This window comes from Pseudomonas sp. NPDC089743 (genome assembly GCF_044748785.1).
Lineage (GTDB): Bacteria > Pseudomonadota > Gammaproteobacteria > Pseudomonadales > Pseudomonadaceae > Aquipseudomonas > Aquipseudomonas putida_X.
Genome location: NZ_JBIVGS010000006.1, coordinates 248,085 through 272,526 on the forward strand (window position 1 = coordinate 248,085; position 24,442 = coordinate 272,526).

The window sequence follows — 24,442 nt, forward strand, 5'->3', positions numbered from 1 at the left end:
CAGGCTGAGGTCTCTCGAAATGAAACAAAATGTGATTGCACTGGTTTTTGGGGGGAGGAGCTCAGAGCATTCAGTGGCGCTCCGCTCCGCTTCTACGATTCACGCGGCGCTAATGGCCCTCGGTCACCGTGTGCACTGTGTTGGGATAGATCGTGAGGGCAGCTGGAGATATCAGGGGGAGCCTGGCCAGTTTCCAGGCGAGGTTGATCTGTCGGCGCCTTTGATTTCGATACGTCCAGGTAATCCTTCGCTCTCATACACAACTCATGGGAGCGACACGGTGGAGATTGCGATCGATCTGCTCTTTCCGGCACTGCATGGTCGGTGGGGGGAGGATGGAACGATTCAAGGCTTGGCAGCGATGTGCGGTTTGCCTTGTGTGGGCTCCGGGGTGCTGGGTTCAGCAATGTCCATGGATAAGGACGTTACGAAGACGATGGTCCAGTCTTCTGGGCTGGTTGTGGGGCCTTGGAGGGCCATGAATTTCATGCGCCCGTGGGAAGAACTGGTTGAGTGCTTGGGTAGCAGCACGCTCTTCGTCAAGCCCGCCAATTCGGGGTCATCGATTGGTGTTTCTAAGGTATCCAATGCCTTGGAATATGCTGAGGCATTTGCTATTGCAGCGTGTCAGGACACAAAGGTGCTGGTGGAGGCGGAAATCTGTGGAAGAGAGATAGAGTGTGGAGTGCTCGAACTTGAGGGAGGTTTGATGGCCTCGGTAGTGGGTGAAATACTCAAAAAAGAAGGGCACGGATATTACGATTATCAGGCGAAATATGATTGCAACAGCGGAGCAGATCTTCGTGTGCCATGCCTACTGCCGCCGGACATTGTCGAGCGCATTCAGGCATTATCCGTTCAAGCATTCAGATGCCTTGATCTAAAGGGGTACGCCAGGGTGGATTTTTTCTTGACAGAGGGTGGTTCAATTATTCTCAATGAGGTCAACACGTTACCTGGATTTACAAGTTCCAGTATGTACCCGAAAATGTTTGAGTGCTCAGGTTATCCCCCTGTGAAGCTAGTAGGCGCGCTAGTGGAATATGCGCTCTCGTCGGCATCGAAGGACCGTATTACGGCACGTCCTGTCGTCGCCGTGTCTCAAGAAACGTAACGATCGAATCTCGGCCCTCGGCAAGGTGCTCGGCCAAATATTGCTTGGCGGCTTCGCGATCACCCTGAGCGCACGCGTTCACAATGCGTTTGTGGTCTTGTTGCGATTTCTTGTGGTAATCGAGATTTGTCAACAAAAAACGAAGATGGCGATCCACCGAGTCATGAAGGGACTTAATCAACGCAAGTAACCTGGGGCGATTGGCTTTTGAATACAGAAGGTGATGAAACTTTTCGTTAAGTTCGCTAAGCTGGTGCGGGTCTGTTGCATGCTCCATTGTAGACACGAGGTCATACATCTGCGCCAGATCATTCTCTACAATGTTGGCAAAACCAAAGTCCAGGGCTGTGCATTCTGCCATGATCCGCATGTCATAGATCTCGACAATATCTTCAATCGTCATGATCGCGACAGATGCGCCTTTATGGACTTCGTAGGTAACAAGCCCTTCGGCCTCCAATTGCCTTATGGCGTCCCTTACCGGCATTCGGCTCAAGCCAAATTTTGAGGCTAGCTCTTCTTGCCGCAAAGCCGTGCCTTCGGCTATTGCGCCAGAAAGTATGCCTTGGCGTAGCGACTCGACTACATAATCCATCGCGGTTTTATGGCGATGTTTGTCAGGAACGATAAAGCTATCGAGAGAGTTTGCCACCATATGCTCCGGGTCAAGCGATGCAGTCAAAACGCTGGCGAAGGTACCACAGACTCACGAGGGCTACCAATCGAGTCATTGGCTGATGTTCGAGGCTTTATAGCTGGCATTTGCCTCGTGCGTCGGTATAGAAACCACGCTTTTTGCATGAACATATCGGTGTGAGTTTTTCCATTGGGCAGCCTCTCTGTAGATTTTCAAGAGTGAAGCATTGCGTCATTGCCGTTGAAGCGGGTGGGGTAGGAGGTATTGTTGCTCTTGTTGATTGCCCACTGATGAGCCGCCAGCCAACGCAATTGGGCTCGGCTGGTTCACGTTTCGCGTGGGCTAGGTCAAAGTTGGAAAGCTTCTTGCAGAGCCACGCCCAAGCGCCCCTGGGGCGTCAAAGTTTTGCTTGAAGAGGGCTCTCGGTGGATCGCAGTCAGTTAATCAACAACGCACGCCACAACCTGGCCGGCCTGGGCCGGGGCAACCTGGGTGTGCCGCTGTTGCTGCTGGTGATGTTGGCAATGATGATGTTGCCGATACCGCCGTTCCTGCTCGACGTGTTCTTCACCTTCAACATCGCCCTGTCGATCGTGGTCCTGCTGGTCTGCGTGTATGCCTTGCGGCCACTCGACTTTGCCGCGTTCCCCACCATTTTGCTGGTGGCGACGCTGTTGCGGCTGGCCTTGAACGTCGCCTCCACGCGTGTGGTCATGCTCCACGGCCAGGAGGGCCATGGCGCTGCGGGCCAAGTGATCCAGGCTTTCGGTGACGTGGTGATCGGCGGCAACTACGTCGTCGGTGCAGTGGTGTTCGCCATCCTCATGATCATCAACTTCGTGGTGGTCACCAAAGGTGCCGGGCGCATCTCTGAAGTGAGCGCGCGTTTCACGCTGGACGCCATGCCCGGCAAGCAGATGGCGATCGACGCCGACCTCAATGCCGGCCTCATCGATCAGGCCCAGGCCAAGGCGCGACGCGCCGAAGTCGCCCAGGAGGCCGAGTTCTACGGTTCGATGGACGGTGCCAGCAAATTCGTGCGCGGTGACGCCATCGCCGGCCTGCTGATCCTGTTCATCAACCTCATCGGCGGCATGCTCATTGGCATGCTCCAGTACAACATGTCCTTCAGCGAGGCCGGCAAGGTCTATGCGCTGCTGACCATCGGTGACGGTTTGGTGGCGCAATTGCCATCATTGCTGCTGTCCACCGCTGCCGCGATCATGGTGACCCGTGCTTCCGGCTCCGAGGACATGGGCAAGCTGATCAACCGGCAAATGTTCGATTCGCCCAAAGCGCTGGCGGTATCGGCAGGCTTGATGATCGTCATGGGCCTGGTGCCAGGCATGCCGCACTTCGCTTTCCTCAGCCTTGGGCTGGTGGCCGGCGGTGGTGCCTACCTGGTCTGGAAGAAGCAGCAGAAGGCCAAGGTCGCCGCGCAGCAAGAGGCGCAGCGCCAGCAGGACCTGCTGCCGTCGCCGCAACGGGCCATGGAAACCAAAGAGCTTGGCTGGGATGACGTGACGCCGATCGACATGATCGGCCTGGAAGTCGGCTACCGCCTGATCCCGCTGGTCGATCGCAACCAGGGTGGGCAACTGCTGGCTCGGATCAAGGGGGTGCGCAAAAAGCTCTCCCAGGACCTGGGCTTCCTTATGCCCACCGTGCACATCCGCGACAACCTCGACCTGCAGCCCAGCGCCTATCGCCTGACGCTGATGGGCGTGATTCTGGCCGAGGCCGAGATCTACCCGGACCGCGAGCTTGCCATCAACCCTGGGCAGGTCTTCGGTACCCTCAACGGCATCGCCGCGCGTGACCCGGCCTTCGGCCTGGAAGCGGTATGGATCGATATCGGCCAGCGTGCCCAGGCGCAGTCGCTGGGCTACACCGTGGTCGACGCCAGTACCGTGGTTGCCACGCACCTCAACCAGATCCTGCAGAAGCATTGCCACGAACTGATCGGTCACGAGGAAGTGCAGCAATTGCTGCAGGTGCTGGGCAAGGCTTCGCCTAAACTTGCAGAGGAACTGGTGCCGGGTGTCATTTCCTTGTCGGGCCTGCTCAAGGTCCTGCAGGCATTGCTCGCCGAGCAGGTGCCGGTGCGTGACATCCGCAGCATTGCCGAGGCCATCGCCAATAATGCGGGTAAGAGTCAAGATACCGCCGCGCTGGTGGCGGCAGTGCGCGTCGGATTGTGTCGCGCCATCGTGCAAAGCATTGTCGGCGTTGAGTCCGAGCTGCCTGTGATCACGCTTGAGCCAAGGTTGGAACAGATTTTGCTCAATAGTCTGCAAAGGGCCGGGCAAGGTCAGGAAGACGGTGTTCTTCTGGAGCCGAGCATGGCCGAAAAGCTGCAGCGTTCGTTGATTGAAGCGGCCCAGCGTCAGGAGATGCAGGGCCAGCCGGCCATCCTTCTGGTTGCCGGCCCGATCCGTGCCATGCTGTCGCGCTTCGGCCGCCTGGCTGTACCGAATTTGCATGTTCTGGCGTATCAGGAAATACCGGATAACAAGCAAGTCACCATCGTTGCCACCGTGGGCCCCAACGGCTGAGGTAGTGGGTTATGCAAGTTAAGCGTTTTTTCGCCGCCGATATGCGCCAGGCCATGAAGCTGGTCCGTGATGAGCTGGGCTCCGACGCCGCCATCATCGGTAACCGGCGCATCGCTGGCGGTGTCGAACTGACGGCCGCGCTGGACTACAAACTGTCCGCGTTGGCCCCGCGCGTGCCCAATGCCGAGCTCGAGCAAGAGCTGCGCAAGACCCAGACGCGCATCGCCACGGCCCAGGCTGAGCTGGACAACCGCAGTGATGCCAGCGAAGGCAGCCGCCAATTGTTCGCCGGGCAGTCGCTGACCGCCTCGCAGCCATTGATCGAACCGCATGTGGACGTGCCGGCCCCTGCAGCACCTGCTGCGCCGGCAGCGGTCGACCCGCGCTTGTTCGATGCGATGCGCTCTGAGCTGTCGGGCCTGCGCGAGCTGCTGGAAGTGCAGCTCGGCTCGCTGGCCTGGAACCAGCTGCAAGGCAGCAAACCGGCGCAGGCCAACCTCTGGCGCCGGCTACAGCGGATCGGCCTGTCCGGGCCGATCGCCCGCGAGCTGCTGGACCTGACCGCCGAAATCGAGGAGCCACGCCAGGCCTGGCGCATGCTGCTGGCGCACCTGGCACGCATGATCGAAGTGCCGGAGATCGAGCCGATCGAAGAGGGTGGCGTGATCGCCATGGTCGGCCCCGCCGGCATGGGCAAGACCACCACGCTGGCCAAGCTGGCGGCGCGCTATGTCCTCAAGTACGGCCCGCAGAACGTGGCCCTGGTCAGCATGGACAGTTTTCGCATTGGTGCCCAGGAGCAGCTCAAGACCCTGGGGCGCATCCTCAACGTGCCGGTGACTTATGTAGACCCCGGCCAGTCGCTGGCGCAGGCGCTGGAGCCGCTGCTGCTCAAGCGCGTGGTGCTGATCGATACTGCCGGCCTGCAGGCCAGCGACCCGGCCCTGCGCATGCAGCTGGAAAGCCTGGCCAGCCGCGGCATCGCCGCGAAGAATTACCTGGTGCTGGCTACCACCAGCCAGAAGCAGGTGCTGACGGCCGCCTACCACAGCTACAAGCGCTGTGGCCTGGCCGGCTGTATCCTGACCAAACTGGATGAAACGGCGAGCCTCGGCGATGTGCTGAGCCTGGCCATCAGTCATGAACTGCCCGTTGCCTATCTTACCGATGGCCCGCGCATTCCTGACGACCTGCACTTGCCGCGGGCGCACCAACTGGTTAGCCGCGCGGTCAATGTGCAGTTGCAGGATGAGCCCAGCGAAGAGGCCATGGCCGACATGTTCGCTGATCTCTATCACAACCCAAGGAGAGCGGGTTGATGATCAAGCGTATGCAAAATACCTACACCAAGGGGACCGCTGTCATGCCCCACGTGTGGCTTGGGTCCAAGCGAGACAAGGTGAACAACGAACATGGGTAGCATGCATCCCGTACAGGTGATCGCCGTGACCGGTGGCAAAGGTGGCGTCGGCAAGACTAACGTTTCAGTGAACCTGTCCCTGGCACTGGCCGAACTCGGCCGCCGGGTCATGCTGCTTGACGCCGACCTGGGCCTTGCCAACGTCGACGTGTTGCTGGGCCTGACCCCCAAACACACCCTGGCCGATGTCATTGAAGGGCGCTGCGAGCTGCGCGACGTGCTGTTGCAGGGCCCGGGCGGTGTGCGCATCGTGCCGGCGGCCTCCGGCACCCAGAGCATGGTGCACCTGGCGCCGGCCCAGCATGCCGGGCTGATCCAGGCCTTCAGCGAGATCGGCGACAACCTCGACGTGCTGGTGATAGACACCGCTGCGGGGATTGGTGACTCGGTAGTCAGTTTCGTCCGTGCAGCCCAGGAAGTGCTGCTGGTGGTGTGCGACGAACCGACCTCGATCACTGACGCCTACGCGCTGATCAAGCTGCTCAATCGCGATTACGGGATGAACCGTTTCCGCGTGTTGGCCAACATGGCGCAAAGCCCGCAGGAAGGGCGCAACCTGTTCGCCAAGTTGACCAAGGTCACTGATCGCTTCCTTGACGTTGCCCTGCAATACGTCGGCGCCGTGCCGTATGACGAGTGTGTGCGCAAGGCGGTGCAGAAGCAGCGGGCAGTCTACGAAGCCTTCCCTCGTTCCAAGTGTGCGCTGGCCTTCAAGGCCATTGCCCAGAAGGTCGACAGCTGGCCGCTGCCGGCCAACCCGCGCGGGCATCTGGAGTTCTTCGTCGAACGCCTGGTGCAGCCAACCAGTGCAGGGCCGGTCCTATGAGTGCGAGCGGGTTCAAGATGTACAGCAAGGCGTCCAAAGACGCCCAGTACGATCTGGTTGAACGCTACGCGCCGCTGGTCAAGCGCATTGCCTACCACCTGCTGGCGCGCCTGCCTGCCAACGTGCAGGTGGAAGACCTGATCCAGGCCGGCATGATCGGCTTGCTTGAGGTCGCCAACAAATACGACGCCAGCAAGGGCGCCAGCTTTGAAACCTACGCCGGCATCCGCATCCGCGGCGCCATGCTCGACGAGGTACGCAAAGGTGATTGGGCACCGCGTTCGGTGCACCGCAACACGCGTATGGTCAGCGATGCGATGCGCGCTGTGGAAGCAAGAACCGGCCGCGACGCTAAAGATCATGAAGTTGCGGCCGAACTCAAGTTGAGTCTCGATGATTACTACGGGATTTTGAACGATACCCTGGGCAGCCGCCTGTTCAGCTTTGACGACCTGTTGCAGGACGGCGAGCACGAAGGGCTGCACGAGGAGGGCGCCAGTGGCCAGGTCGAGCCGTCGCGCGACCTGGAGGACGAGCGCTTCCAGGCCGCCCTGACCGATGCCATCGCCAACCTGCCGGAGCGCGAGCGGCTGGTACTGGCGCTGTACTATGACGAAGAGCTGAACCTCAAGGAAATCGGTGAGGTACTGGGGGTCAGCGAATCGCGTGTCAGCCAGCTGCACAGCCAGTGCGCCGCGCGTTTGCGCAGCCGTCTTGGGGAATGGCGGGCGCGTTGAGCCCGGGGTCGTTGCAGTCGTTTTCACGTTGTACCGAATTGATTGAATGCGCGCTCGGGGCCGAGCGCGTTTGAGACTGCTTGGAGGTCTAATTGAACAAAGACATGAAAATCCTCATCGTTGACGACTTTTCGACGATGCGGCGGATCATCAAGAACCTGTTGCGTGATCTGGGCTTCACCAATACCGACGAAGCTGACGACGGCACCACGGCGTTGCCGATGCTCGAAAGCGGCCATTACGACTTCCTGGTGACCGACTGGAACATGCCTGGCATGTCCGGTATCGACTTGCTGCGCAAGGTACGTGCCCACGAGCGCCTGAAGGGTATGCCGGTACTGATGGTGACGGCCGAAGCCAAGCGCGACCAGATCATCGAAGCGGCTCAGGCCGGTGTGAATGGGTATGTGGTCAAGCCGTTCACCGCCCAGGTGCTCAAAGAAAAGATCGAGAAGATCTTCGAACGCGTCAACGGCTGAACAAAGTCAGGGGGCGCCATGGAATCAACACAAACGTCTTTGGGGGAGTTTGAGTCAACCCTGAAGAAGCATGCTCAGGAACTGGTCGAAAGCCTGGAACGGGGCCGGTTCGGCGAGGCGGTGCAGCTGATTCATCAGCTCAACCAGACCCGCGACCGCGGCTTGTATCAGGAAGTCGGCAAGCTCACGCGCGAGCTGCACAGTGCGATCGTCAGCTTCCAGATCGACCCGCGCATGCCGCAGGCCGAGGAAGTCTCGCAGATCACCGATGCCACCGAACGTTTGTCCTATGTGGTCAAGCTGACTGAAGGCGCCGCCAACCGCACCATGGACCTGGTGGAGGAGAGCACGCCCGTGCTCAACGACCTGGCTGCAGAGGCGCAGAGCCTCAGTGTCGACTGGCAGCGTTTCATGCGCCGCGAAGTCGCTGCGCCGGAATTCCGCGAGTTGGTCAAGCGTGTCGACAGTTTCCTGACGCACAGCGCTGAAGGTAACCGCAAGGTATCCGGCCACCTCAATGACATTCTGCTGGCTCAGGACTATCAGGACCTGACCGGCCAGGTGATCAAGCGGGTGACTGCGCTTGTGACCGAAGTCGAAAGCAATCTGCTCAAGCTCGTGCTGATGGCCAGTCAGGTCGACCGTTTTGCCGGTATCGAACATGACCACCAACAGCTGCGCGCGGAAAAAGATGAAGAAAAATATCCGGCTCGGGGTGAAGGTCCGCAGATTCATGCCGATAAGCGTGAAGACGTCGTGTCCGGTCAGGACGATGTCGATGATCTGCTGTCCAGCCTGGGTTTTTGAGGAGCACGTTTAATGAGCTTCGGCGCCGATGAAGAAATCCTTCAGGATTTCCTGGTAGAAGCCGGCGAAATTCTTGAGCAACTGTCCGAGCAACTGGTCGAGCTGGAAAGCCGGCCCGATGATGCCGACCTGCTCAATGCGATCTTTCGCGGTTTCCACACTGTAAAAGGGGGCGCCGGCTTCCTCCAGCTCAATGAGCTGGTGGAGTGCTGCCATATCGCCGAGAACGTGTTCGACATCCTGCGCAAAGGTGAGCGCCGGGTCGACGCGGAACTGATGGACGTGGTGCTCGAAGCACTGGACACGGTCAACAGCATGTTTGGCCAGGTGCGCGAGCGCAGTGAAGTCACCCCGGCCACGCCCGAGTTGCTGGCGGCCTTGGCACGTCTGGCCGAGCCGGCTGGCCCTGAAGCGGCTGCGCCGGTGGTCGAGGCTGCGCCTGCGCCGGCCGAACCTGCCGCCGAGGCCGACATCACCGACACCGAATTCGAGCAGCTGCTCGACTCGCTCGATGCGGTCAAAGCCCAGGCAGCCGCTGCCGAACAGCAGCTGCAAGGCGAAACGCTGTCCGGATCGGGTGACGAGATCACCGACGACGAATTCGAATCGTTGCTCGACCAGTTGCACGGCAAGGGCCAGTTCTCGGCCGAAGGCGTTGCCTCAGAGCCTGCGGCCGCTTCTGCCAGCGCGCCAGCCAGCGACGAGATCACTGACGAAGAATTCGAGTCGCTGCTCGATCAGCTGCACGGCAAGGGCACGTTCCAGGCGGATGCGCTGCCTGCTGCCGTGGCTCCGGTGGCCAGTGAAGCGCCAGCTGCCGGTAGCAGCGATGAAATCAGCGAGCACGAGTTCGAGGCACTGCTCGATCAGTTGCATGGCAAAGGCAAGTTCACCGGCGATGCGGTTACCGCTGAAGCGCCCGCCGCCGTTGCCGCCCCTGCGGCCGCCAAGGCGCAAAGCCAGCCGGTGGCCAAGCCGGCACCTGCACCTGCACCTGCACCTGCTGCGGCGGCCAAGCCCGCCGCGCCGGCCCGCGCGCCTGCACCTGCTGCCGAGAAGCACGCGGTGAGCGAAGCGGAAACCACCGTGCGCGTCGATACGGCGCGCCTGGACGAGATCATGAACATGGTCGGCGAACTGGTGCTGGTGCGTAACCGCCTGGTGCGCCTGGGCCTGAACAGCGGTGACGAGGCCATGTCCAAGGCCGTGTCGAACCTGGACGTGGTCACTGCCGACCTGCAGACCGCGGTGATGAAAACGCGTATGCAGCCGATCAAGAAAGTCTTCGGCCGCTTCCCGCGCCTGGTCCGCGACCTGGCCCGCCAGTTGAAGAAAGAGATCAACCTGGAACTGGTCGGGGAAGAAACCGACCTGGACAAGAACCTTGTCGAGGCATTGGCCGACCCCCTGGTGCACTTGGTGCGCAACGCGGTCGACCACGGTGTGGAGATGCCTGACGAGCGTGAAGCCTCGGGCAAGGCGCGTACCGGCCACGTGGTATTGTCGGCCGAGCAGGAGGGTGACCACATCCTGCTGTCGATCTCCGATGACGGCAAAGGCATGGACCCTAACATTCTGCGCGCCAAGGCGGTGGAAAAGGGCCTGATGGACAAGGACGCCGCCGACCGTCTGAGCGAGTCGGACTGCTACAACCTGATCTTCGCCCCAGGCTTCTCGACCAAGACGGAAATCTCCGATGTGTCTGGCCGTGGTGTCGGTATGGACGTGGTCAAGACCAAGATTTCCCAGCTCAACGGCTCGATCAACATCTTCTCGGCCAAAGGCCAGGGTTCGAAGATCGTCATCAAGGTGCCGCTGACCCTGGCGATCATGCCGACCCTGATGGTGATGCTGGGCAACCAGGCGTTCGCCTTCCCGCTGGTCAACGTCAACGAAATCTTCCACCTGGACCTGTCGCGCACCAACGTGGTCGACGGCCAGGAGGTGGTGATCGTGCGCGACAAGGCGCTGCCGCTGTTCTACCTCAAGCGCTGGCTGGTCCAGGGCCAGGTGCACGAGGAGCAGCGCGAGGGCCATGTGGTGATTCTCTCTGTGGGCACCCAGCGCATCGGCTTCGTGGTCGACCAACTGGTGGGCCAGGAAGAGGTGGTGATCAAGCCGCTGGGCAAGATGCTGCAGGGCACCCCGGGCATGTCCGGCGCCACCATCACCGGTGACGGTCGCATTGCGCTGATCCTCGACGTACCGAGCATGCTCAAGCGTTACGCGGCGCGGCGTATTTGATTTCGGTGGCGCGCCCTGCGGGGCTGCGCCACCTAATGGAGTGTTTATGGCAGTCAAGGTCCTGGTGGTGGATGATTCGGGTTTCTTCCGCCGCCGCGTCTCGGAAATCCTCTCGGCGGACCCGACGATCCAGGTCGTCGGTACCGCGACCAACGGTAGGGAAGCGATCGACCAGGCGCTGGCGCTCAAGCCCGATGTCATCACCATGGACTACGAAATGCCCATGATGGATGGCATCACCGCCGTGCGGCACATCATGCAGCGCTGCCCGACACCGGTGTTGATGTTCTCCTCGCTGACCCACGAAGGCGCCCGTGTGACCCTCGATGCGCTGGATGCCGGTGCGGTGGATTACCTGCCGAAGAACTTCGAGGACATCTCGCGCAACCCGGAGAAGGTCAAGCAGATGCTGTGCGAGAAGGTGCACACCCTTTCGCGCAGCAACCGTCGTTTCGGTGGTTACCCAAGCACCGCCGCGGCGCCTGCGCCGGCACCTGCCAGCGTGGCGCACGCCCCCGCCAGCAGCCTGGCCAGCACGGCGCCAACACGCAGCGTGGCGCCTGCCCGGGCGGCGGCTGCACCGGCGTCAAGCCATTCGCCCGCGCCCAAGCGCAAGCCCTACAAACTGGTGGCTATCGGCACATCGACCGGTGGCCCGGTCGCGCTGCAACGGGTACTGACGCAATTGCCTGCCGGGTTCCCGGCTCCGATCGTGCTCATCCAGCACATGCCGGCGGCGTTCACCAAGGCGTTTGCCGAGCGCCTGGACAAGCTGTGCAAGATCAGCGTCAAGGAAGCCGAGGACGGCGACGTGCTGCGCCCAGGCCTGGCCCTGCTTGCCCCCGGTGGCAAGCAGATGATGATCGATGGCCGGGGTACGGTGAAGATCCTGCCCGGTGACGAGCGCTTGAACTACAAACCCTGCGTGGACATCACCTTCGGTTCGGCAGCCAAGTCGTACGGTGACAAGGTGCTGTCGGTGGTGCTGACCGGCATGGGCGCCGACGGCCGTGAAGGCGCGCGCCTGCTCAAGCAGGGCGGCAGCACCGTGTGGGCCCAGGATGAAGCCAGTTGCGTGATCTACGGCATGCCCATGGCCATCGTCAAAGCCAACCTGGCCGATGCGGTGTACAGCCTGGATGAGATCGGCAAGCACCTGGTCGAGGCATGTGTGTAATGGATGTCCTTAGCCTGATCGGACTGATCCTGGCCTTCGTCGCCATCGTCGGTGGCAACTTCCTCGAAGGTGGCCATGTCGGCGCGCTGCTCAATGGCCCGGCGGCCCTGATCGTACTGGGCGGTACCCTGGCGGCGGCGCTTTTGCAGTCACCGTTGTCATCGTTCAAGCGTGCCTTGCAGATCTTGCGCTGGATCATCTTCCCGCCGCGGGTCGATCTGGCTGGCGGTATCGACAAGGTGGTGAACTGGAGCCTGACCGCACGCAAGGAGGGCCTGCTTGGCCTGGAAGGTGTGGCCGATGGCGAGCCCGACCCGTATGCCCGCAAAGGCTTGCAGTTGCTGGTCGACGGCGCCGAGCCCGAGGCCATTCGCAGTATCCTCGAAGTCGATTTCCTGACCCAGGAAGGCCGCGACATCCAGGCTGCCAAGGTGTTTGAAAGCATGGGCGGCTACGCGCCGACCATCGGCATCATCGGTGCGGTGATGGGCCTGATCCACGTGATGGGCAACCTGGCCGACCCGTCTCAGCTGGGCAACGGCATCGCCGTGGCGTTCGTTGCCACCATTTATGGCGTGGCCAGTGCCAACCTGATTCTGTTGCCGGTCGCGAGCAAGCTCAAGGCCATCGTCATGCGCCAGTCGCGCTATCGCGAAATGCTGCTAGAAGGCCTGTTGTCGATTGCCGAGGGTGAGAACCCGCGTTCGATCGAACTGAAGCTGCAAGGCTTCATGGAGTAACCTATGCGTCGCCGTCGCCATACTGAAGAACATGAAAACCACGAGCGATGGCTGGTGTCGTACGCCGACTTCATTACCTTGCTGTTCGCCTTTTTCGTGGTCATGTACTCGATTTCCTCGATCAACGAGGGTAAGTACAAGGTCATTTCGCAAGCGCTGCTCGGGGTGTTCAACGACCCTGAGCGGAGCATGAAGCCAATCCCTATCGGCGATGAGCAACCGCTCAGCGTCAGGCCGGCCGAGCCGTTGATCAAGGACAGCGAGCAGACCGACGCTGGCCTTGCGCAGACCAGCGTCGACCCGCTCAAAGCCATCAGTGAAGACGTGCGCGACGCCTTCGGTGACCTGATCAGCTCCGACCAGATGACCATCCGCGCCAACGAGCTGTGGGTGGAGATCGAGCTGAATTCCTCGCTGCTGTTCGGCAGTGGCGATGCCATGCCCAGCGACCAGGCGTTCGACATCATCGAGAAGGTGGCGTACATCCTCAAACCGTTCGCCAACCCGGTGCACGTCGAGGGCTTTACCGACAACCTGCCGATCCGTACCGCGCAATACCCGACCAACTGGGAGCTGTCTTCGGCGCGGGCGGCGAGCATCGTCCGCCTGCTGGCGATGGAAGGCGTCAACCCGGCGCGCATGGCCTCGGTGGGCTATGGCGAATATCAGCCTGTGGCCAGCAATGACACTGCAGAGGGCCGGGCGCGAAACCGCCGGGTGGTGCTGGTGATCTCGCGCAACCTTGAAGTGCGCCGCAGCCTGACGGGCTCCGGCAGTGCCAACACCACCCCGGACGCCGCCCTGCGCCGCGCTGGCACACAAAGTGCACCGGCAACCCCAGCAGCGACGGCGGGGCAGTGACTCGTCAATTCTCTGTCACCGCGCCCCCTGTGGCGGCTGCAAAGCCGGATCGCACAGGGTTCAGCGGCCTCCATGAATCAAGAGTTGTCCTATGAGAGTCTGGGCAGTAGCCAATCAGAAAGGCGGGGTCGGCAAGACCACCACCACTATCGCCCTGGCCGGTTTGCTGGCCGAGGCGGGCAAGCGCGTGGTCGTCGTCGACCTTGACCCGCATGGTTCGATGACCAGCTATTTCGGGCACAACCCCGATGCGCTGGAGCACAGCTGTTACGACCTGTTCCTGCACAAAGGCCAGGTGCCGGATGGCTTGCCCGGGCAGCTGCTGCTGCCGACCAGCGACCAGCGTATCTCGCTGCTGCCTTCGAGTACCGCATTGGCGGTGCTGGAGCGGCAGTCTCCGGGGCAGAGTGGGCTGGGGCTGGTGATCGCCAAGAGTCTGGCGCAACTGTGGCAGGATTTCGACTTCGCCCTGATCGACAGCCCCCCGCTGCTCGGGGTGCTGATGGTCAACGCACTGGCCGCCAGCCAGCAGCTGGTGATCCCGGTGCAGACCGAGTTTCTCGCGGTCAAGGGCCTGGAGCGCATGATCGGTACGCTGGCCATGATCAACCGTTCGCGCAAGCAGGCCTTGCCTTACCAGATCGTGCCGACCCTGTTCGACCGCCGGACCCAGGCCTCGCTGGGTACGCTGAAAGTATTGCGTGATACCTATGAACATCAGGTGTGGCAGGGCTACATTCCGGTCGATACGCGCCTGCGCGATGCCAGCCGCAACGGCGTCACGCCGTCACAGTTCGATGGCAAGAGCCGCGGCGTGATCGCTTACCGGGCGCTGCTCAAGCACCTGCTCACCTACAAGGCTGCAGTACAGGTGGCGTCATGACGGTGAAGACGGGTACGCGGCCGCAACTGGCCTTGCAATCTTACCTGGACGGCCTGCTGCAGGAAGCCACCGAGGCTGAAGCCATTCTCGAGCTGCCGGCTGCGAGTGACGAATTTGCCGCCGCGGTGCGCGAAGAACAGGCCCGAGACGCGCAGCCACAGGCCCAGAAGCCTGCAGTGAGCGTCCCGGCAAGGCCTTTCGCCGAACCGCAGGCCGGGGTACTTGCGACTGTCTTGCCGGTCGAAGCGCCGGTGGTGGCGGTGGTCGAGGCCAAGGTGGTGGCCGAAGCCGCCATTCCAGTACTGACCCAGGTTCAGGCGCCCGAGCCCGTCGCGCCATTGGTTGAAGTCAACTTGCCCGCGCCGAGCGCGCCTGTGCCACCGGCCACGGTCGATGGTCGCCCGGCCTGGGCAGCCGAGCCCTTCGAGTGCCTGCTGTTCGACGTCGCCGGGCTGACGCTGGCAGTGCCGCTGGTGTGCCTGGGCTCGATCTACAGCCTGGAGGGCCAGGAACTGACGCCGCTGTTCGGCCAGCCGGACTGGTTCCTTGGCATCCTCACTTGCCAGGCGGGCAACCTGAAGGTGCTGGACACGGCGCGCTGGGTCATGCCAGATCGTTACCGGGACGATTTCCGTCAGGGCTTGCACTATGTCATTTCCGTTCAGGGCTACGAATGGGGGCTGGCGGTGCATCAGGTCAGCCGTTCCCTGCGCCTGGACCCGTCGGAGATCAAATGGCGCAGCCAGCGTGGTCAGCGACCGTGGTTGGCCGGCACGGTGATCGAACACATGTGTGCGCTGCTGGACGTGGCCGAACTGGCCGAGCTGATCGCCAGTGGCGCGGTCAAGCAGCTGCATACCAAACACAAATAACTGCGAACACACCGCCATTGGCGGATTTTGAGGGCTAGGGGAATGAAAAAGTCGTCTGCACAAGGTTCGGAAGATCCGATTCTGCAATGGGTAACCTTCCGTCTGGACAACGAGTCCTACGGCATCAATGTCATGCAGGTGCAGGAAGTCCTGCGCTACACCGAGATCGCCCCGGTTCCCGGCGCGCCGAGCTACGTGCTGGGGATCATCAACCTGCGCGGCAATGTCGTGACGGTGATCGACACCCGCCAGCGCTTTGGCCTGATGCCTACCGAGGTGACCGACAACACCCGCGTCGTCATCATCGAAGCTGACAAGCAAGTGGTCGGCATCCTGGTCGATAGCGTGGCCGAGGTGGTCTACCTGCGTCAGTCGGAGATCGAGACCGCGCCGAACGTGGGGAACGAAGAGTCGGCCAAGTTCATCCAGGGCGTGTGCAACAAGAATGGCGAACTGCTGATCCTGGTCGAGCTGGACAAGATGATGACCGAGGAAGAGTGGTCCGAGCTGGAGAACATCTGAGTTGATTTTCGAGGTTGCTGTCATCTTCCTGGCGCTGTTGTGGGCGCTGAGCCTGTGGTTTTTCCTCAACTACAGCAAGCGCCAGCGCGAGCTCGCCGCCCAGCAGGCCCAGGGCGATGCCGTGCGTGACCAGCGCATCAAGGACCTGGCCAAGCGCCTGGATGATTACCAGAACGGTACCGTGCGCATGGGTGAAGCCATCCATGAGCTGCGCGCGGTAGTGGCGACCTTGCCAGACCGGCTGGAGCGTCTGGAGCAACGTGACCCGAGCGATGTAACCTTCAGCCAGGCGGCGAAACTGGTAGGGATGGGGGCAAGTGTGTCGGAGTTGACCGAAAGCTGCGGTTTGACCCAGGCCGAGGCCGAGCTGATGAGCAAGTTGCATCGTGGCGAGTAGCGTGAAAAGGCGACCTGAGGTGAGTGCCAGTCGGTTGGCGTAATCAGGGCTGCTGCGCAGCCCATCGCCGGCAAGCCAGCTCCCACAGGTACGGCGCAGGCCTGAAGGACTGCGGCATTCCACCCTTTGGGAGATACGGCGCAGGCCTCAAGGACTGTCACAGTCCAACCCTGTGGTAGATGCAGCACAGACCTCAAGGATTGTCACAGTTCAACTCTGTGGGATATGCAGCACAGACCTCAAGGACTGTCACCACCCGGTGGGAGCCGGCTTGCCGGCGATGGGCCGCACAGCGGCCCCAAATCGCTTGCCTGGCTGGCATCGGACCTGAGGCAGCAGGTGCTTGCTGAGCCTGCCGCTCAGGGCCTGGCCCAAGAATTGTATCCGCCGATCCTGGCGATGCGGTTGAGTGGAAGCAGCTGCCGCTGCGCTGCCTCAAATTCCACGAGGCTGACGAACTGCCAGGAGTTGGTGCGGGGGAACGCATACAGGTTGATGATCTGACGCATCACGCCCAGCTCAGGCAACAGCCGGTCGACCACGTCGGTGAGCAACCTCGGCCCGGTGAGGCGGCTCAGCGTCTGAGCATAACCATAGAAAGCTTGCGGGTCGGTGTGCAGGGAGGGCCTGCTGTTGTAGAAGCCCGGCGCTTGCTCGAAGCGCGCCTGCATTTCCTCCAGGATTGCCCTGAGCGTCGGGTTATCTGCATGGCTGCCTACCAGGCTGCCGTTGTACAGGCAGTTCATGCCCAATCTTTCATTGGATACCGCCGGGTGCAGCAGCAGCCCATTTTCAGTGGTGGCGAGTACCACGTCATCCAAGTGCTCTCCCGGCGTGCCCCTGGGTACGCCGTCGATTGACACCGGGTATTCGCCAGGCGCCAGCAGGGTGTCGTCGACGTCCATGTACAGGCCACCTTCCTGATCCAGCAGGGCATAGCGCAAAACGTCCGATGCCGACGAAAAATTGCTCGCCACCCCACCATTGCCTTGAATCGCCGCCTGGTATTGGGCGAAGTTGGCACTCTCGCTGAAGCGTTTATAGAACGGCTGGTCCTCAAGCGGCATTACCTCCAACCCGGGCGCATGCGCCGTCAACAGCCGCAGGTTGGCCTGGAAGGCAGCCGGCTCGGCCCTGGAAAGATACAGGCGATGAACATACTGGGTGTTCTGCAGCGTGCGGGCGTTGCGGGCGATAGTGTCGATCAGGCTTTGCTCGATCACCTTGTCGCCCACCCAAAGGTTCATCACCTGTTTAGGGATGGGCCGCAGTGCTTCGGTGCGCAAGGCCGGCAGGGCCACGGGCAGGTGCAGATCGACGCCCAATGCACGCAGGGTCGCCATGCGCATCTGATCGGTAACCTGCCGCGTTCGGGCATCCACCTCGACCAGACTGAGCGAGCCTGGCGCTGCGATGTAGTAGGTGGGCTCAACCTCATTGAGGCCGCTCTCCAGGCCAAAGGCATCGGCCTGCATGTCGTAGAACATATGCTCATGATAACCGCCGATCATCGCCGTAAGCAGGTCGGCCGAACCGTCGTAGCGCGGGATCCTCACCACTGCACCGGCTACAGCGTCGTCGCCACCGGGCAGCGGTGCAATGGGGTCTGTGCTCTGGAGAAAATCCGCCACATCGGCCAGCGCCAGATGCGGTGGGTCGAGGGGGCTCAAGGGGTAGCCGATCTGTTCGTTGACCCTGCTGGGCACCACAAAGCCGTCACGCTTCAAGCGCAGCAGCACCGGTGCCCTGGACAGCCCGACAGTCACCAGCGGTGCTGCATTGAGCACCCCGAACACCGACATGCTGACGCCTTCGGCGCTTTGCTGGGCGGTCTTGGCGTGGATGGCCTGGTCCAACCCCAGGCCAAACTGGGCGATGCCGCCGAGGGCGAACAGCGGGGCGAGCTCGGGCACCACCAGGGCCAAGGGGGCCAGCAGGTTGATTGCCGAATTCAAGTAGCCGCGCCATTTGGCCTTGGTCACTTCGCTGTCGCTGGTGATGATGAAGTGTGCGTCTTGGTAACTGCGCTGCTTCTGGCGCCTGGCAAGGGAAAGGAACAGGTCGCCTTCGATCAGGGGGCTGTATTCCTTGGCCTTGTAGTTGATGTAGTCCTGGGGGGGCCAGATGCCTTGCACCGTGAAACCGGGGCGGTTGCTGTCGAGGTGATAGGGGGCTGGGTAGCTGCCCAGGCCGCATAGGGCGGTGTGAAGGCCGCTGTAACTCAAACCGTCTTCGCGATCGGCCAGGGCGAAGTGGTCCTGCAAGGCATCGCGCGTGCGAGGGTCGCGGCACTGGTGGGCAAACCAGTCCAGCATGGCTTGTTTGTCGCTGAATTCGTGCAGGGGCGAGGCATTACCCGGAATGTAGAGCAAGACCAGGCCGCTGACGGCGTCGTACAGGCACAGCAGGTCAGTGGCGCGGTAGCCATAGACGTTCAGCCACCGGGCGCGCAGCCTCGGTTTGCTGCTGGTTTTGCCGTCACTGGGCGCCGTCGGCGCTGAAGCCTGCACGCCGCACGCCTGCCAGGCCAGCTGTCTGCCGGCATCACTCAGGCTGCCCTCGGTGACTTGCTTGTTGCATGCGGCGATGAAGTTGATCTTGGCGCTGACACGGTAGCGGTCCAGGTTGGCATCCCAGTAGCGGTCGAGCATCGACTTGTACTGCACCTGCAGGTCCAGGCCCCAGACGAACGACTGGAATTGCTCGGCCGCCAGCGCTACATGCGTATCTGCGTTGTATAGCGGCTGGTCGCTGTGCCTGAACAGCCCGTTGTAGATGCTGTAGGGGGCATGGTAGTCGAACAGGCCGCGCTCGCGCAGCGTCTGGACGATGGTCAGTGGCCCTTCGGGCAGTTCGCCAGCCCATGGGGCATGGAGCGCCGCACCCAGCCAGTTGTTGGCCGACTCGCCCTGCCAGTTCGAGAGAACGGCCTGGGTCAGGGTCATCTTTTGCGCGACGATCGCAATCCAGCCGAGTTTGGGGTTGAACTGGTAGTGGAGGGTCACTGCGTCGACGCGGTCCGGGTCCAGGTCCATGGCGCGCTGGTGGGCCCACTGGCGTATGGCGTCGGCTGCCGCGCGGTCCGGGCGTGGAAAGCCGGCAAGGCTGTCACGCACGAATTGCGTGCCCTTGGCATTGATGTACTGGGTTGTCATGGCGGTCACCTTTGAGTCTGTAAGGGCTGGCCAAGGTGACCTGCGTGCAGCTAGGGATGGCGCTATTTATGTAGGTACATCGCAGGGTTCGCCTAACCTGGGCAAACCGGGCCGAGGCGGGCGAACCGCCAGTGGATCGCTCAGGTGTAGGCCCAGCTATGCTCGCGGCCAATGCGCGCAACCCTGTCGAGCGGAACGTGCTGCTGCAGCACTGCGTGGAACCGGCGCAGGTTGAGCGTTGCATGGATGTCGTAGACCGGGGACATCAGCAGATGGCAGATTTCCCGCAGCTGTTTGAGTAGCGGCAGCTGTTGGTCAACTACGTCATTGAGCACTGCTGGGCCGGTCAACTGACTCAGGCGCCGGGCATAGGCCTGGAACAACAGCGGCGCCAGGCGGGGGTGTGGGCGGCTGTTGTAGAAGTCGGGCTCCAGGCCGTAGCGGCGTAGGATTTCTTCAGAAATTGCGTCCAGCGTCGGGTTGCCCGGGTGGCTGCCAATCATGCTGCTGTTGAATTTGACGTACATGCCCAACTGGTCGTTCGACACCGGTGGCGAGAGCAGCAGGCCATCCTCCGTGGTCTGGAGTGTCAGGTTGGCCAGGGGAGGGCTGAACTGGCCGCTGCTGGCGTCCAGCAACCGATCGTCGGCATCCAGGTAAAGCCCGCCATAGTGCTTGAGCAACCGGTACCGCAAGATGTCGCAAGCGGAGGCAAGGTTGCGGCCGGGTCCGCCATTGCCGGCGATGGCGGCCAGGTATTGCGGGTAATAGGCTGAATGGGCGAATTCCCGGAAGAAGCCTTGCGTTTCCAGGGGCAGCAGCTGTGCGCCTACCGCGCGCGCGCGCAGCAGCAGCATGTTGCGCTGAAACACCTGGTGGTCGTTTTGCGAAAGCAGTATCTGGTAGCGGTAACCACTGATGCGGGCCACGCGCGTGTTGTGCACCAGGGCTTCGAGGAATTCGCCTTGCAACACACTGTCGCCCAACCAGACACTGCTGATCAGCCGGGGGATCGGCGTGCGTTGCAGTTGCTCATAAGGCGCGTAGTCGATGGGCACCTCCAGGTCGATGCCCAATGCCCGAAGGGTGGTGGTGCGCTGTCCGTCGGTGGCGATATGCCGCTGGGTGGACAGGGTCAGGGCTGTGTCCTGGCCGTCGGCGAGCCGCCAGCGCAGCGGAGCGATCATGTGCGTGTCTCGGGCGCGGACGAAGCTGTCGCTGGCAAACTCATACTCGACCCATTCACCGACCACGCCCTTGGGCGTCTGCAGCCATGCCATGAAGCGGTGCTCAAGGTTTTCGTCGACGCGCGTCACCACGGCCGCCAGGCTGCTGGAGGACATGATCGCCGGGGCCCGGAATGCCAGCTCCACCGAATCGCTCGCCTGGGCAACAGGCGCCGCGCCGACCGGGGCGCCCAGCAAATCCGCAACGCGGGCGGAGCCGAAGAACCCTGGACGGGAGTACCGAAACACCGCTGCCTCCCTGGCTAAGCCCTGCCCGGCCACGGGCAGGGCGTTGAACAAGCCGAACGTCTGGTCGGCGACACCCGCGTTCTTGCTCTCCAGGCTCTTGCCATTGATGGCCTGGTCGAGGCCCAGGCTGAACTGGCCCAGGCCACCGATCACCAGCAGCGGCGCAAGCTCGGGCAGGACGATGACCAGGGGCGCCAGCAGGGCGGTGACCAGCGTGAGGTAGTTGCCCCATCGGGACTTGTCGACCTCATGGTTGCTGGTGATCTGGCTGTCGGCATCGGCATAGGTGCGCTGCTTGCGCTGCAAGGTCAGGTGCTCGAAGAGGTCGCTGGTGATCGGAGGGGAATAGGTATCTGGGCGGAAATCGATGATTTGTTGCGGGTCCCAGTAGCCGCTGGTGGCAAAGCCAGGGTGATGGGCGCTGAAACGATGTGCGACGGGGTACAGGCCCAGCCCCGTCAACGCCGTGCGCAGGCCGCTGAAATCCAGGCCGTCGGGCCAGTCGGCGCGGGCGAAGTGGCCCAGCATCGCCCTGCGTTTGTCTGCAGCCTGGCACTGGCGGGCAAACCAGTGCTTCATGGCTTGGGCGTCGGGGAACGCATGAAAGGGCGATGAGTTGCCGGGGATGTACAGGACGGTCTCACGGCTGGTGCCCTGCTGGATGTACAGGATGTCGGTCGAGGTGTAACCGTAGACGTTGAGCAACGACACACTGAGGTCGCCGTAAGGCAGCAAGCCGCAGGCTCGCCAGACCAGACGGCGCTGGGCGTCGGACAGGCTTCCCTGCGCCACCTGGCGGTTGCAGGCGGCGATGAAGGCGATGTGAATGGCCCGCCGGTACTGGGCTTGCTGCTGCTCCCAGTAGGTGTCGAGTTGCTGTTTGAACAGGGTGTGGAAATTCAGCTTCCAGGCAGCGGTCTGAAAGTCCTCGGCGCGTATCGGCAAGCGCGTGTCCGGTGCGTATCGGGGAGGCTCGGTGCGCGTGTACAAGCCGTTGAACACTTGGTAAGGCGAGGCGTTGGAGAGCGGGTCGATTGGCTCGAGCCTGTCCACGATGGTCAACGGGTCCTGTGGCGGGAGGCCTGCCCAGTCGCCATAGTGAAAACCTCCGTAGCCTGCCGCGGATTCGCCCTGCCAGTTGGCGAGCAATGCTTCGACCAAGTTCATTTTCTGGGTGATGACCGCTTTGGTATAGGTACTGGCGCGGCCTTCACCCGCCGGTTCGGTCCGGTAATGGAGCGTGACCACGTCGATCAGCAATGGCGATTGCGCCACGCCCCGGGGGGTGAGCCAGTCGGTAAGTACCTGCTGGGCCAGCAGGTCGGGGCGCGGTACACCTTTCAACGCCTGGCGGATCAGGGCCGGGCTGGGGGAGGGGGCGGGCTGCATGGGGTTACCCTTCTGTCGAGGAAGGGGCACAGGGTGGTGGAGCGGGGCGGCAAACGGCGTCAGGTAACGCTACCACCCGTGGGCAGGCCCAGCGGCGTTGGCGTGACGTCACGGGGCGCTGCCGGGTCGTCGGCGAAGCCTGCCGGCACACGGCCGCGCAGTTGCCAGGCGAAGGCAATGATTTCGGCGATGGTCAGGTACAGCGCTTCAGGGATCTGTTCGCCCAGCTCAAGGCGAGCCAGCAGGCGCACAAGCTCGGCATTTTCGTAGATCGGTACCTCGTGCTCGCGGGCCAAAGCCAGGATGGCCTCGGCCAGCGCATCGTCACCCTTGGCGCTGAGGGTCGGGGCCTGCTGCCCGTCGTAGGTCAGGGCAATGGCCTGGCGTGTCGGTTTCTGTGTCATGCGTTTTCGTCTACCCAGCGTTGCTCCACCCGTGTGCGCGGGCCTTGAGGGGGGATGCCCGGGTGGCATTCCAGGTCACCGACGTCCAGGCCGCGTTCCAGCAGGCGACTGCGCAAGGCACCGAGCTGGCTGTCGATGAGCCTGGCTGTTGGTTCGCGCTCTGCCCACAGGTGCCCGCTCAGGCGGCCTTGGCTCAATTGTGCCTGTACTTGCAACGGGCCAAGGGGCGAGAGGTCGAACGCGAGCTCCAGGCGCCACAGGGCTTGCAGCGGGTCTTGCGATTCCTGTTGTTGTTCGGCCTGCTGTTGTGGGGTTTCCTCGCGCTGGATCTTGACCTGCAACGGGATGAACTCCTGGCCATGGCGGATAGGCACTTCTGTTTGCCAGGTGGTCTGCAGGTTGCCGTTTTCCAGCGTGCCGGTTTGTTGCAGGCTGCTCATGGCATGGTTTTGCAAGCGTGAAACGGCAGCTGCAGCCAGGCGCAGCAGTTGTTGCAGGTCACCTTCGTCTTCCAGGGCCTTGAGCAAGCGCGATGGCAACGGAAATGCCCCAGGCTGCGGCTTGGGGCTGACCCGTTCAAGCATGCCCAGGGCACTGCGCGCCAGCGCCGGCATGGTCACGGCCAGGCTGGAGGGTGCCAGGTTGGGGCTGCCCGCCGGCAGGACCGGGGCTTGGGCAACCAGGCGCAGCAGGTGTGCCTTGAGGTCTGTGGCGATGCTGGCGGGGAAGCCGCCGAGCAATTTCGCTTCAAGAAAGGCGCCACTGTTGTTCAGCGCCTGGGCCACGCCTTTGGCGTCGCTCAGTTGCCGGGCGTCCGGCAGGCCCGCCAACAGGCGTTCGGCACTGGCGCGCAGGCCGCCATCGGCGCTCGGATCGCGGGTCAGCTGTTGCAGGGCGTTGAGCAGGCCGGGCAGCGAGGCCTGGCGGTTTTGCTGGGTCAGCAGCTGCTGGGCAATGCTCAGTTGGTCCTGCCTGCCACTGAGCGGCACGAAACGCAGCGACTGGTCACCCTGCACCAGTGCGCTGAGCAGGCTGCCAATGGCCAGTGGGCGCGGGCTGTCGACGCTCAAGGTGGCGCCGGCCTGTGCACTGTTGAGCAGGCTGACCAGCGCCCGGTAGATCGGCGCTTGGCCAGGCGCCTGGGCCAGTGCCTGGTTGGTCAGGACTTTGCCCTGCAGCAGGGTCCCGACGGGTACTTTGCTGGGGTCCAGGCGAGTAAGGGTGGCGATCTGGCTGGCGTTGGCCTGCTGCAGCATGATTGCCAGGCGGTTGCTTTCGGGCTGGGTGACGGTGACCTGGCTGCCGGGGGGCAGGGGCTGGTTGGCATTGGCTTGCAATTGCGTCTGCACGCCGTTGGCCTGTATCAGGCGCAGCACCAACTGGAATTCCTGGCCTGCCTGGCGCATCGACACGACCTCGGCCTGCGCGGTCTCGCCGGGGGCCAGCAGGCCGGGCTGTGCCTGGATCAGACGCAGCAGTTCGCCGGTCATGCCTGCCTTCATGGCTTGGCTGTTGATCGCGGTTTGTGCGCCGAGACTATTGATTTCAGTCATGATTGTATACAACCTGTCGAGCCCGGCCTCTTGGCAGCGCGGCAGCGCGTGTAATAATGCCGCGCGCCGGTGGTTGCCAGTATAACGGCAGCGCGCGGGGCGACTTGAGACACAAGGGCTCTGGAGCGGTGTTGGCTGCCACGCGGGTTCACCCGTGTAGCAGCCAACACCGGCCCGAAGCCCGACAATGATAAG

The 24,442-nt window shown here is 62.4% G+C and carries 20 protein-coding genes; 15 read left to right on the plus strand and 5 right to left on the minus strand.

Features of this window, described 5'->3' with window-relative positions; all coding sequences use genetic code 11:
- The first annotated feature begins 19 nt into the window (after positions 1-19).
- Complete coding sequence (locus tag ACIPZC_RS13850; protein WP_400627507.1) at positions 20-1,114, plus strand: D-alanine--D-alanine ligase family protein; 1,095 nt, start codon at positions 20-22, stop codon at positions 1,112-1,114.
- Here the strand turns inward: ACIPZC_RS13850 and ACIPZC_RS13855 are convergent.
- Positions 1,074-1,769: a GntR family transcriptional regulator gene (locus ACIPZC_RS13855; RefSeq protein ID WP_400627593.1), complete on the minus strand. Its 696-nt coding sequence runs from the start codon at positions 1,767-1,769 to the stop codon at positions 1,074-1,076. The two genes, ACIPZC_RS13850 and ACIPZC_RS13855, sit on opposite strands and share 41 nt — an antisense overlap.
- Positions 1,770-2,176: 407 nt before the next feature.
- On the opposite strand from ACIPZC_RS13855, the gene flhA reads away from it, so the two are divergent.
- The 14 genes from flhA (at position 2,177) to ACIPZC_RS13925 (ending at position 16,271) form a co-directional block, all read left to right on the plus strand.
- Positions 2,177-4,306, plus strand: a complete 2,130-nt coding sequence (gene flhA / locus ACIPZC_RS13860; protein ID WP_267817687.1) for a flagellar biosynthesis protein FlhA — start codon at positions 2,177-2,179, stop codon at positions 4,304-4,306.
- Positions 4,307-4,317: 11 nt separating this feature from the next.
- Complete coding sequence (gene flhF, locus ACIPZC_RS13865; protein ID WP_400627509.1) at positions 4,318-5,625, plus strand: flagellar biosynthesis protein FlhF; 1,308 nt, start codon at positions 4,318-4,320, stop codon at positions 5,623-5,625.
- A 93-nt stretch (positions 5,626-5,718) separates the two neighbouring features.
- Positions 5,719-6,552 (plus strand): flagellar synthesis regulator FleN, encoded by an 834-nt coding sequence (fleN, locus tag ACIPZC_RS13870; protein WP_011534890.1) that lies wholly within the window; start codon positions 5,719-5,721, stop codon positions 6,550-6,552.
- Positions 6,549-7,289 (plus strand): RNA polymerase sigma factor FliA, encoded by a 741-nt coding sequence (gene fliA / locus ACIPZC_RS13875; RefSeq protein WP_012315498.1) that lies wholly within the window; start codon positions 6,549-6,551, stop codon positions 7,287-7,289. The genes fleN and fliA overlap by 4 nt, the downstream gene beginning before the upstream one ends.
- A 104-nt stretch (positions 7,290-7,393) precedes the next feature.
- A complete protein-coding gene (locus tag ACIPZC_RS13880; protein ID WP_133328372.1) occupies positions 7,394-7,768 on the plus strand; it encodes a chemotaxis response regulator CheY in 375 nt (124 codons plus the stop codon).
- A gap of 18 nt (positions 7,769-7,786) precedes the next feature.
- Entirely contained in the window at positions 7,787-8,575 is a 789-nt protein-coding gene (locus ACIPZC_RS13885; protein WP_267817681.1) for a protein phosphatase CheZ, read from the plus strand.
- A 12-nt stretch (positions 8,576-8,587) separates the two neighbouring features.
- Positions 8,588-10,819, plus strand: coding sequence for a chemotaxis protein CheA (locus ACIPZC_RS13890; protein WP_400627512.1), 2,232 nt, complete (start codon positions 8,588-8,590; stop codon positions 10,817-10,819).
- A gap of 46 nt (positions 10,820-10,865) precedes the next feature.
- Complete coding sequence (locus ACIPZC_RS13895; protein WP_400627514.1) at positions 10,866-11,996, plus strand: chemotaxis response regulator protein-glutamate methylesterase; 1,131 nt, start codon at positions 10,866-10,868, stop codon at positions 11,994-11,996.
- Positions 11,996-12,736, plus strand: a complete 741-nt coding sequence (locus ACIPZC_RS13900) for a flagellar motor protein (RefSeq protein WP_241804562.1) — start codon at positions 11,996-11,998, stop codon at positions 12,734-12,736. The genes ACIPZC_RS13895 and ACIPZC_RS13900 overlap by 1 nt, the downstream gene beginning before the upstream one ends.
- Positions 12,737-12,739: 3 nt before the next feature.
- Positions 12,740-13,597, plus strand: a complete 858-nt coding sequence (motD, locus tag ACIPZC_RS13905) for a flagellar motor protein MotD (RefSeq protein ID WP_400627516.1) — start codon at positions 12,740-12,742, stop codon at positions 13,595-13,597.
- 91 nt (positions 13,598-13,688) lie between these two features.
- On the plus strand, positions 13,689-14,480 hold the full coding sequence (locus ACIPZC_RS13910; protein ID WP_241804560.1) for a ParA family protein: 792 nt from the start codon (positions 13,689-13,691) through the stop codon (positions 14,478-14,480).
- Complete coding sequence (locus ACIPZC_RS13915) at positions 14,477-15,352, plus strand: CheW domain-containing protein (RefSeq protein WP_400627518.1); 876 nt, start codon at positions 14,477-14,479, stop codon at positions 15,350-15,352. The genes ACIPZC_RS13910 and ACIPZC_RS13915 overlap by 4 nt, the downstream gene beginning before the upstream one ends.
- Before the next feature lie 42 nt (positions 15,353-15,394).
- Positions 15,395-15,874, plus strand: coding sequence for a chemotaxis protein CheW (locus ACIPZC_RS13920; protein WP_241804558.1), 480 nt, complete (start codon positions 15,395-15,397; stop codon positions 15,872-15,874).
- A 1-nt stretch (position 15,875) separates the two neighbouring features.
- Positions 15,876-16,271 (plus strand): DUF2802 domain-containing protein, encoded by a 396-nt coding sequence (locus ACIPZC_RS13925; RefSeq protein ID WP_241804557.1) that lies wholly within the window; start codon positions 15,876-15,878, stop codon positions 16,269-16,271.
- A 359-nt stretch (positions 16,272-16,630) separates the two neighbouring features.
- Here the strand turns inward: ACIPZC_RS13925 and ACIPZC_RS13930 are convergent, their stop codons facing one another.
- From ACIPZC_RS13930 to ACIPZC_RS13945, 4 genes are all read right to left on the minus strand, one after another.
- A complete protein-coding gene (locus ACIPZC_RS13930; protein ID WP_400627521.1) occupies positions 16,631-19,426 on the minus strand; it encodes a dermonecrotic toxin domain-containing protein in 2,796 nt (931 codons plus the stop codon).
- Between the two features lie 140 nt (positions 19,427-19,566).
- Positions 19,567-22,290, minus strand: coding sequence for a dermonecrotic toxin domain-containing protein (locus ACIPZC_RS13935; protein ID WP_400627523.1), 2,724 nt, complete (start codon positions 22,288-22,290; stop codon positions 19,567-19,569).
- 59 nt (positions 22,291-22,349) lie between these two features.
- Positions 22,350-22,694: an EscU/YscU/HrcU family type III secretion system export apparatus switch protein gene (locus ACIPZC_RS13940; protein ID WP_241804554.1), complete on the minus strand. Its 345-nt coding sequence runs from the start codon at positions 22,692-22,694 to the stop codon at positions 22,350-22,352.
- Positions 22,691-24,247, minus strand: a complete 1,557-nt coding sequence (locus tag ACIPZC_RS13945) for a flagellar hook-length control protein FliK (protein WP_400627525.1) — start codon at positions 24,245-24,247, stop codon at positions 22,691-22,693. Before ACIPZC_RS13945 ends, ACIPZC_RS13940 begins: the two co-directional genes overlap by 4 nt.
- Between the last annotated feature and the right edge of the window lie 195 nt (positions 24,248-24,442).